Source organism: Myxococcus xanthus (assembly GCF_013116825.1).
In the GTDB taxonomy this organism is placed as follows: Bacteria; Myxococcota; Myxococcia; order Myxococcales; family Myxococcaceae; genus Myxococcus; species Myxococcus xanthus_B.
Map to the genome: position 1 here is coordinate 1 of NZ_JABFNS010000218.1, position 8,901 is coordinate 8,901.

At 68.7% G+C, this 8,901-nt stretch carries 9 protein-coding genes; 6 read left to right on the forward strand and 3 right to left on the reverse strand.

The window, feature by feature from the left end:
* The first annotated feature begins 636 nt into the window (after nt 1-636).
* The 3 genes from HNV26_RS35840 (at nt 637) to HNV26_RS35850 (ending at nt 3,874) form a co-directional block, all read left to right on the forward strand.
* The gene (locus tag HNV26_RS35840; protein WP_171445183.1) at nt 637-1,959 is read left to right on the forward strand and encodes a styrene monooxygenase/indole monooxygenase family protein; all 1,323 of its coding nucleotides are present in this window, start codon (nt 637-639) and stop codon (nt 1,957-1,959) included.
* A gap of 149 nt (nt 1,960-2,108) precedes the next feature.
* Nucleotides 2,109-3,065 (forward strand): ketopantoate reductase family protein, encoded by a 957-nt coding sequence (locus tag HNV26_RS35845; RefSeq protein ID WP_171445184.1) that lies wholly within the window; start codon nt 2,109-2,111, stop codon nt 3,063-3,065.
* Between the two features lie 89 nt (nt 3,066-3,154).
* Nucleotides 3,155-3,874, forward strand: coding sequence for a hypothetical protein (locus HNV26_RS35850; RefSeq protein WP_171445185.1), 720 nt, complete (start codon nt 3,155-3,157; stop codon nt 3,872-3,874).
* A gap of 13 nt (nt 3,875-3,887) precedes the next feature.
* Here the strand turns inward: HNV26_RS35850 and HNV26_RS35855 are convergent, their stop codons facing one another.
* Nucleotides 3,888-4,889: an Lnb N-terminal periplasmic domain-containing protein gene (locus tag HNV26_RS35855; protein WP_171445186.1), complete on the reverse strand. Its 1,002-nt coding sequence runs from the start codon at nt 4,887-4,889 to the stop codon at nt 3,888-3,890.
* Between the two features lie 111 nt (nt 4,890-5,000).
* Between HNV26_RS35855 and HNV26_RS35860 the strand changes: the two genes are divergently transcribed.
* On the forward strand, nt 5,001-5,216 hold the full coding sequence (locus HNV26_RS35860; RefSeq protein WP_013939684.1) for an MbtH family protein: 216 nt from the start codon (nt 5,001-5,003) through the stop codon (nt 5,214-5,216).
* Nucleotides 5,217-5,309: 93 nt separating this feature from the next.
* On the opposite strand, the gene fruA is transcribed toward HNV26_RS35860, so the two are convergent.
* Nucleotides 5,310-5,999 (reverse strand): response regulator transcription factor FruA, encoded by a 690-nt coding sequence (gene fruA, locus HNV26_RS35865; protein WP_171445187.1) that lies wholly within the window; start codon nt 5,997-5,999, stop codon nt 5,310-5,312.
* Between the two features lie 525 nt (nt 6,000-6,524).
* On the opposite strand from fruA, the gene HNV26_RS35870 reads away from it, so the two are divergent.
* Together HNV26_RS35870 and HNV26_RS35875 are read left to right on the forward strand one after the other, a co-directional pair.
* Nucleotides 6,525-7,289 carry an RDD family protein gene (locus tag HNV26_RS35870; RefSeq protein WP_171445188.1) on the forward strand — a complete coding sequence of 255 codons (765 nt, stop codon included), beginning with the start codon at nt 6,525-6,527 and terminating at the stop codon, nt 7,287-7,289.
* 1 nt (nt 7,290) lies between these two features.
* Complete coding sequence (locus HNV26_RS35875) at nt 7,291-8,283, forward strand: stage II sporulation protein M (protein ID WP_171445189.1); 993 nt, start codon at nt 7,291-7,293, stop codon at nt 8,281-8,283.
* Here the strand turns inward: HNV26_RS35875 and HNV26_RS35880 are convergent.
* The gene (locus HNV26_RS35880) at nt 8,217-8,726 is read right to left on the reverse strand and encodes a J domain-containing protein (protein WP_011553164.1); all 510 of its coding nucleotides are present in this window, start codon (nt 8,724-8,726) and stop codon (nt 8,217-8,219) included. The genes HNV26_RS35875 and HNV26_RS35880 overlap by 67 nt on opposite strands.
* Between the last annotated feature and the right edge of the window lie 175 nt (nt 8,727-8,901).

Below are 8,901 nucleotides of genomic sequence, written 5' to 3' on the forward strand. Positions count from 1 at the left end.
CTGCGGACCCGCTCCGCCTTGCACCAGGGCATAAAGCTCGCTCTGGCGGCCATCTCCCCAAGCGACGCAGCAGGCTGGTTCGCCTACTGCGGTTACTCCGTCGCTCAGCCCAGATGAACTGCGCTATCAGTCCATGCGCTGGAGCTCCTTCGGCAGCGACTGCTCCAGCTCGCGAATGCTGCGATAGACGATGCAGCACCACGGCTGACATTCGCCGAACCTGGAAGCCACCATCCGGAAGCGGCTCCACGCCAGGCGTTGCGCTCAAGCCGCGTGTGGTTGCCTTGACCAATCCTTGCGCCCGGCGAGCATCCCGTTGACCCGTCGCGCCATGGAGACTCTGTACGTATTTGAACAGCACCGCGTCCGCGGTGAACTCAGCCGGGACTCCTACCTTCAACGCCACGTCGAGGAACCAGGCCATTGCGCCCCACTGTAAAGCCTTGCGCCTGCTGTTCCCAACCCGACGTCCACGTCTGCCCATCAGTGCATGACGCAATGCGCCTCTCTTTTTCTCGGCTATCAAGTACGTCCTGTCTGAAGATCTCCGTTTGTGTTGTGTTAAGGAACGCCCCCAGCCCTTGGGGGGTCCATCCCGACACAGCCATGACGGCACGGGGCACGGAGGAGAGTCATATGGAGCGCATTGCAATTGTTGGCGCCGGCACCGCAGGACTTCACCTGGGTCTGAAGCTGCTGTCCCACGGTGTACCCGTGACGATCTACACGGAGCAGGAGCCGAGCAAGCTACGGGATTCCCGTCTGCTCAACACGGTGGCGCACCATGCCCCCACGCGCATGCGCGAGCGCATCCTGGGCGTGGACCACTGGAGCGGCCCCAACGCAGACATGTTCTATATCGGCATCCATGTGAACGGCGGCCCTCACCCGTTCAGCCTCCGGGGCCGCCTGGATTCCCCCACCATCTTCGTGGACTACCGGCAATACCAACCGCGCCTCGCGGAGGACTTCATCGCGCGCGGCGGCAAGCTGGAGGTCCTTCCCGTGGACCTCGACGTGCTGGAGCGCCTGGCCCAGCAGCACGCGCTGATGGTGGTCGCCACCGGCCGCAATGGCCTGACACGCCTGTTCCCTCGCGTGCCCGCTCTATCGCCGCACACGCAGCCGCCGCGCATGCTCTTCGCCGCGCTGCTCAAGGGCGTGCGCATGCAAGAGCCCATCGGGATGAATGCCAACCTGATTCCAGGCCAGGGTGAAATCTTCGAGTCCCAGGTCGTCACGGCGAACGGCCGTGTCCCCAGCGTGCTCATCGAAGGCATTCCCGGCAGTGAGCTGTCGCGGCTCAGCACGCAGCGCTACGACGAAGACCCACGCGCCTTCGAGGCGATGCTGATGAACTTCCTGCGGCGCTTCGCGCCCACCACCTACGAGCGCGTGGATCCGGCGAGCTTCGGCGTGCGAGGCCCCATGGACTACCTCCAGGGTTCCTTCACGCCAACGGTGCGCCAGGGCTGGGCGCCCCTCTCCAACGGCCGCTTCGCGCTGGCAGTGGGCGACACGCACGTGACGAACGACCCCGTCGCGGGCCAGGGGGCCAACGCGGGGTCCGCCTCCGCCTTCGCGTTGGCGGAGCACATCGTCACCGCGCTGGCGGACAACCGTCCCTTCGACGAGGTCTTCTGTCGGGAGGCCGAAGCGGGCTCGTGGGCCGCCACCGCGCCGGCGACGCACTGGACCAACGCCCTGCTCCAACCGCCGCCTCCGCACGTGATTGACTTGCTGGCCGCTGGCAGCAAGGACGCGCGGGTCGCGGATGCCGTTGCCAACGCCTTCGTGACACCCGAGCTCATCCTCTCCGCATGTGCCAGCCCGGAGAGCTCCGCGGCGTTCATCGCGCGGCACCGCCCCATGGTCCGCGAGGTCGCGCCGCCTCCCAGCCCCCTGACGTGGCACCTTCCTCCGGAGGAGCCCAAGCGCGCTGTGTCGTTGACCCGCTGAGGCCCCTTGACGTCGTCGCGACGAGGCGGCGCAGCCTGGCCGCCCCGTGCGACTGTGCTCCCACACAGCGGCCTCGCTCGCGGATGCGCGGAGTGCGAGCGCGTGATTCCCCCCTGCCCCGCTGGGGACGCGCGGTTATCGTCCGCGCCATGCGATTCGCCATCTTGGGCTCTGGAGGCGTCGGTGGTTTCTTCGGCGCGAAGCTGGTCCGCGCCGGGCATGACGTGACGTTCCTCGCGCGCGGAGCGCACCTGCGCGCCATGCGGGAGCACGGGCTCACCATCCGCGGCGCCGAAGGAGACTTCACCGTCGCGGTCAAGGTCGACGATGACGTCCAGCGCTTCGGCCCCGTGGACGTCGTGGTCCTCGCGGTGAAGAACTACGACGTCGCTTCCGTGCTCCCCGCGGTGAAGACGTTGCTCTCCGCGCGAGGCGCACCGGCGCCGGGCGAAACGCCGCCCTTCGTGCTCACCTTGCAGAACGGCGTGGACATCCCCTCCGAAGTGGCCGCCGCCGTGGGCGAGGCCGCGGTCCTGGGCGGCACCACGTACATCTCCACCGCCATCAGCGAGCCCGGCGTCATCACCCAGACCGGAACGAACCACCGCATCGTGCTCGGAGAAGTGTTTGGTGACACCTCGCGCATCTCCGACCGGGCGCAGTCCCTGCGGGACGCGCTGGCCGGCGCGGGCGTCACCGTGGAGGCCGTGGCGGATGCGCGCGGAGCGCTCTGGGACAAGCTGTCCTTCCTCGCCTGCATCTCCGCGTTCAGCACCGCGTCCCGGCTTCCCGTGGGCGCCCTCCGGGACAACCCGGCCTTCCGCGAGGTGTTCCGGCAGGCCGCCGCCGAGGTGCTCAGCGTCGCCGCCGCGGAGGGCATCACCACCACGCGCACGCCGGACACCCTGGTGCAGTACATGGACGGGCTGCCCGCCCACATGCGCCCATCCATGCTGGGCGACCTGGAGAAGGGCAAGCCGCTGGAGGTTGAATACCTCCAGGGCGCGGTGGTGCGCCGGGGCCGCGCGCGGGGCATCCCCACGCCGGTGATGAGCACCCTCTATGTCCTGCTGCTGCCCCACGCCCAGGGGGAACGAAAGGCCTGAGCCACGACGCCCGGCTGGAGGCCAGCCAACACCCTCCCCGCCTTCAGGGCCCGCGCAATCGCCGGGCCCGATGGGCATATGAACGTCATATGACCGAGCCGAAGCCCCGTCCTTCCGAGAACGAGCTGCCCCCCGTATTGGGCCGCGTGGCCTTTCTCGCCGTCGTGTCCGGCCTGACGCCGCTCATCCCCGTCCCCTTCCTGGACGACTACGCGCTCCGGCAGGCCCGCGAGAGCATGGTCCTCACCATCCTCTCCGAACACAGCCTTCCCAGGCCGGCCCCGGCGGTGGAGGTCCTCGCCGGCTCACACGTTGGCCGGACGGCGGGCGGCCGGCTGATGAGCTACATGAAGGGACTGGCGCTCTTCCCGGTGCGCAAGCTGTTCCGCAAGCTCTTCTTCGTCTTGTGGGTGAAGGACTGCGTGGACGTGGCGTCATCAGCGCTGCATCACGGCTACCTGCTCAACCATGCCCTGGACCGTGGCGACCTGAGGCCCGAGGACATGGAGGGCCCGCTGCCCGGGAGGATTCACGACGCCATCGTCGCCGCCTGCGCGGAGCTGGACCCGCGCCCCGTCAATCAGGCCCTGCGTCGGCTCTTCGCCGGCAGCCGCCTGCTCATGGCCGAGGCCACTCGCGCCTTCTTCACCCCCGACGCCCTCCGCCCCCGTACGCCCGAGCCGGGCGAGAGCGCCGAAGTGAAGACCTTGACGGAGCGCCTCATCGCCGCGCTCTGGGAGGAGCGCGGTTACTTCGCCGCGTTGCAACAGCACTACGACATGCACCTGAAAGCGCGCCACGCCCCGTAAGGCGCCTGGCGGGTCACTGCGCGGCGGCGGCGGCCAACGGCTCGCGGATGCGCCGTGAGAAGTCCGGGCGCCCATCCGCCGCCTGCGCGCGCGCGTTGATGTGGTAGCGCTGGCGCACCTGCTCCAGCGGCGCGTCCCGGTCGATGAGCTCCAGCTCATACGCCAGGGCGTCCGAGAACGCCGGCAGCAAGGTGCGGTGATCGTAGGGCACCCGGCTCTGGCTCACCTTCTCCAGGTGCCGCACCAGGTTGGTAGTGCAGTTGTTGGTGAGCGTGTCGTAGAACTCCGGCTTCTCGTGCAGCGCGTTCATCCGCGCCACCATGTCGAGGAAGAAGCTGGCGATGCGCTCCTTCGACGCATCCACCGGGTAGAGGTAGACGTCATCCTTGCGGTGGTTGGAGCGCAGCTGCACCAGGTCCCGTTCGTCCCCCACCACGTAGGTGAGCTCGAACTGGCGGAACAGGCCGCCGAGCGCGGAGAAGGTCTCCCCCTTCTCTCGGCGGACCTCCACGGAGAAGACGAGGTAGCGCCCATCCGCGAAGCCGAAGCTCACCATGGTGTGGGCCGCGCCCCAGACGCCGGAGAAGGGCTCCACGATGAACCACGCGCCCGTGAGCTCACGCGTGTCGTACGTGGCCGAGTACCACGACGCATCCCAGTCCGACGTGGTGCGGTAGCGGAAGTCACGCACGTCATGCAACGTCACACGGGAGCCCTCCACCACCGCACGGGCGGAGCGCGCCAGGTCCGGCGCCCAGTCCGCCTGCGTCGCGGGCCGTACCGTCTGGGTCCACCCCCAGACGGCCACACACCCTACGCCAATGACGGACAGGGCCGCCCTTTGTGAGTGACGCCGCCAGGCAACCACCGCGCCCACCGCGAGCAGCCCGGCCCCCAACGCCCGCGGTCCGTGCGCGCCCTCGGGGCCCGCCCCCGTCAACGCCAGGGCCAGCGCGGCCCAGGTGACGCCCAGCGCGAGGAGCAGGGCGGTGATGACACGGAAGACACTTTGCATGGCCGGCGAGTATATGCGGGCTTCAGACGCCGACCGCACCCACGCCTTCCGTGTCTTGACCCCTTTTCCTGGATTGTGGCCAGAATACGCCCCGTTCCAGGAGAGACATCAATGGCGGATGAGCGAGAGGACACGACCGTCTACAAGGTCGTGGTGAACCACGAGGAGCAGTACTCCATCTGGCCGGCCGACCGCGAGAACGCGCTCGGCTGGAAGGATGCCGGCAAGCAGGGCCTCAAGGCCGAGTGCCTGGAGTACATCAAGGAGGTCTGGACGGACATGCGTCCGCTGAGCCTCCGCAAGAAGATGGAAGAGCTGAAGTCGTAGTCACGGCACCCTCCGTGCGCACGCCCCTCGCGTCCCCTGGCAACGGCGCCAGGGTCCGGGGGGCGTGCTGCATGAGCGGAACGACAGCGACGCCTAGAGGTCCGGCGGCGGCCGGACGCCCAGGTGGCACGCCCTCAGCGCCAGCTGCGTGCGGTTCTCCGCGCCCAGCTTCCGGTAGAGTTGCGTGACGTGGGACTTCACGGTGCGCTCGGCGATTTGCAGGTGCGCGGCAATCTTCAGGTTGTCCGCGCCGCCCGCGACATACGCCAGCACCTCGCGCTCGCGCTGCGTGAGCGCCAGCAACACGCTCGCGGTGGGTGACGTCACCGGTGGATGTTCGAAGTCGTTCCTCAGGAGTTGCACCGGGAACAGCCGCTCGCCTCGGACCAGGGAGTTGATGGCGGACGCCACCGCCGTCGTGCCCAACCCCGCGCGGAACAGGTAGCCGGAGGCACCCTCGTCGAAGCACTGCGAGATGACTTCCGGTGTGCTCACCGCGGAGAGCAGCAGCATCCGCACCTCCAGCCGGCGCTTGCGCGCCTCCCGCAGGAGATTGATGCCCTCCGTGACGGAGCAGCCCACGGCGGCCTCGCTGTCGCCCTCCACGTCCATCACCGCGACCTGCGGCGGGTCTGTCCCCAGGCTGTCGAGGAACAGGCGCACGTCCCTCGTCACCGAGGAGACCTGCACGCCTTCACCACGGAGCCCGTCGGCCAGGCCCTGCCAGGCCGCCCACGGTCCTTCGAGAATCGATACACGAATCGCTGCTTGATTGGTTGCCATGCGAAGGCCCCCCAGCCGTCATGGCGAAAACTGCATGAACAGACAACTGACCACAGCCGGCTCCGGTACCACCTGGGCCAGTGGGTTGCATGACAGGGAAGAACGAGCGCGTCCGCTGAGCCACTCCGGAGTCGGCCTACCGATGTACGACTCGACTCCTGACTGTTTTCGACTTTCAGCTACTCCTGACGTCCCTGCGGGCCGCACCTCCTTCGGCCCAGGTTCATGGTCCAACGCAGAAACCCTATCACCGGGAAAGCGCAGACGCGAACCAGCCCCAATGGGAGTGTCCAGTGTGCATGAATCAGAGCCCGTTACAGGGGTTTCATCCGTTGGTTCGTCATCGCTGTCCGGAGCCGGACACGCCCGGGCGTCCACAAGTCGATGAAAGCCCCCTCCCGCACGGCGCTGACTGTCAACCGTGACACATGCGTCTGGGCCCTGAAAATCCCGCAAGTCCAAGCAGAAAAGGGGGTGCGACATCAGGCGTGGGAGGAAGGCAGACGTGTATGCTGCCGACCCCGCATGCGCTCCGCTCCAACTCCCCATCTCGACGTCGCCACCCCCGAACGCGTGGCGCTCACGCTTCCCATCGCGGGCATCGGCTACCGGTGCCTCGCGTGGCTGGTGGACGCGAGCCTGCTGTTCTTCTTCTGGCTGGTGGCCTACTTCGTCTTCACCTTGCTGGTGTCGGACGTGCTCGGCGTCTTCCAGGCGCTGTCGGGCGTGGGGCAGACGCTGCTGGTGGTGGGCGTCTTCGCCACGCAGTGGCTGTACTGGACGGTGAGCGAGGTCTTCTTCCACGGCCAGACGGTGGGCAAGCGCGTGCTGGGCATCCGGGTGGTGCGCACGGACGGCTCGCCCGTGGGTGTCTACGAGAGCGCGGTGCGCAACCTCTGCCGCGCGGTGGACTTCCTGCCCATGCTGTATGCCGCCGCCTGTGTCAGCATGCTGCTCACCCGCCAGCACCGGCGCCTGGGGGACCTGCTCGCCGGCACGCTGCTGGTGCGCGAGGAGCGCATCGACCTGGACAAGTACACCGCCGCGCCGTCCACGTCCGAGCCCTTGCCACAGGACACGGGTGCGCGGCCCCTGTCTCCGGAGGACGTGGAGCTGGTGCTGTCCTTCCTCTCGCGCGCGCCGGGGCTGGCGCCGGAGGTGCGGCAGCGGCTGGGCGCGCGGCTGGTGGAGCGCGTGGGGCCTGACGACGCGGAGGCACGCGCGGCGGTGCTGGTGTCCGCGGAGAGCACCGAGGCCTTCCTGCGCGCCCGCGTCCAGGGAGCGCGCTGAGATGGCCACGCCCCTGCCCGCCTACGTGGCCCAACGCCGCACGGACTGGGATGCGCTCCAGGCCCTGCTGGCGAAGCAGCGCTCCGGCACGCTGAAGCTGGGCGAGCTGCGCACACTGGACACGCTGTACCGCCGCGCGTCCGCGGACCTGGCGCACGCGCAGACCTTCTACGCCGGCACGGATGTCCACCGCTTCCTCAACCAGCTCTGTGGCCAGGCCTACGCGTCCATCTACCAGCCGCCGCGCGAGCGCTGGCCCGCGATGCGGGACTTCTTCCGCCGCGAGTTCCCCGCCACCCTGCGCCGCGAGCGTGGCTTCGTGGGCGCCAGCGCCGTGCTGTTCATCCTGGGCATCCTGCTGGGCGCCCTGGTGGTGCTGTGGGAGCCACGGGGCGCCGAGCTGCTGGTGCCCGCCGGCGTGCGCCACTACGTGGCGCAGGGCCGCATGTGGACGGATGACATCCTGTCGGTGGCGCCGCCCAACTCGGTGGCGTCCGGCATCGCCACCAACAATCTCACCGTCACCATCGTCACCTTCGCCCTGGGCCTCACCGGCGGCCTGGGCACGCTGTTCCTGCTGGTGAACAACGGGGTGCATATCGGCGCCATCAGCGCGCTGTGCGCCCGCGAGGGCATGCTGGGGGGATTGCTGGACTTCATCGCCGCGCACGGCCCGGTGGAGCTGTCCATCCTGGTCATCGCCGGCGGGGCGGGACTCATGGTGGGCCAGGCGCTCATCGACCCGGGGGAGCTGCCCCGGGGACAGGCGCTGGCGGTGCGCGGACGGGAGGCGGTGAAGCTGGTGCTGGGCTGCGCGCCCTTCCTCGCCCTCATCGGCGTGGTGGAGGGCTATGTCTCCCCAGGGGACATGTTCCCCACCTGGCTGAAGGCGGGGCTGGGCCTGGTCCTGGGGGCGCTCTTCTGGGCCTACCTGCTGCGCGCGGGAAGGACGGAGGCCGAGGCCACGGGCGCCCCTGCCGACAGCGCCTCCTGACGCTTGCGCTGGCGGTGACGGAGGATGCGCTCATAGGCCGCGTTCAGCTCGCGCATCTTCTCCGCCGAGCCGCCGCGGTCCGGGTGCTGCTCCATGGCCAGCGCGTGGTAGCGCGCGCGAACGGTGTCGGCCGAGTCCAGCGGCGAGACACCCAGCAGCCGGTAGGGGTCCTGCTCTTCCAGCGCGGACAGCCACCGGTCCAGCCGGTCCTTGACCTCGATGAACTGCTCGTCCTGGGCGCCGGTGTCCTTCACCGGGTGCGTGCGCACCTTCGCGTCCGCCCGGAAGACGTCGGAGTACACGCTGGACACCCAGCGGTGGCACCCGGAGCACCGGAAGTAGCGAACCCGGGTCCCCGGTTGCTGGGTCATCCGGATGCCGCAGTGGGTGCACTCCACATCGACGTTTTCCAGTGTCTGCCAGTTCGCTGCCGCCGCGTTCATCGAACCTTGCTCCCGTTTGCAACACGCATGTAGCGCGGGGAAGGTCCCACGATGGGAGATCGCGTCAAGAAAATCTCTCTGCCCCGGGTTAGAAGGGCCTCCATGCGTCCCCTGCTTCTCGCTGGCCTGCTCCTTGCCACCGCCCCCCGCGCCCTGTCTCTTATAGACATCTGAC

Bases quoted from the DNA above. Each gene is read 5' to 3' on its own strand.
- HNV26_RS35855 (WP_171445186.1), bottom strand. From the start codon at position 4,889: ATGCAAAGTGTCTTCCGTGTCATCACCGCCCTGCTCCTCGCGCTGGGC.
- HNV26_RS35870 (WP_171445188.1), top strand. From the start codon at position 6,525: ATGCGCTCCGCTCCAACTCCCCATCTCGACGTCGCCACCCCCGAACGC.
- HNV26_RS35875 (WP_171445189.1), top strand. From the start codon at position 7,291: ATGGCCACGCCCCTGCCCGCCTACGTGGCCCAACGCCGCACGGACTGG.
- HNV26_RS35880 (WP_011553164.1), bottom strand. From the start codon at position 8,726: ATGAACGCGGCGGCAGCGAACTGGCAGACACTGGAAAACGTCGATGTG.
- fruA (WP_171445187.1), bottom strand. From the start codon at position 5,999: ATGGCAACCAATCAAGCAGCGATTCGTGTATCGATTCTCGAAGGACCG.
- HNV26_RS35840 (WP_171445183.1), top strand. From the start codon at position 637: ATGGAGCGCATTGCAATTGTTGGCGCCGGCACCGCAGGACTTCACCTG.
- HNV26_RS35845 (WP_171445184.1), top strand. From the start codon at position 2,109: ATGCGATTCGCCATCTTGGGCTCTGGAGGCGTCGGTGGTTTCTTCGGC.
- HNV26_RS35860 (WP_013939684.1), top strand. From the start codon at position 5,001: ATGGCGGATGAGCGAGAGGACACGACCGTCTACAAGGTCGTGGTGAAC.
- HNV26_RS35850 (WP_171445185.1), top strand. From the start codon at position 3,155: ATGACCGAGCCGAAGCCCCGTCCTTCCGAGAACGAGCTGCCCCCCGTA.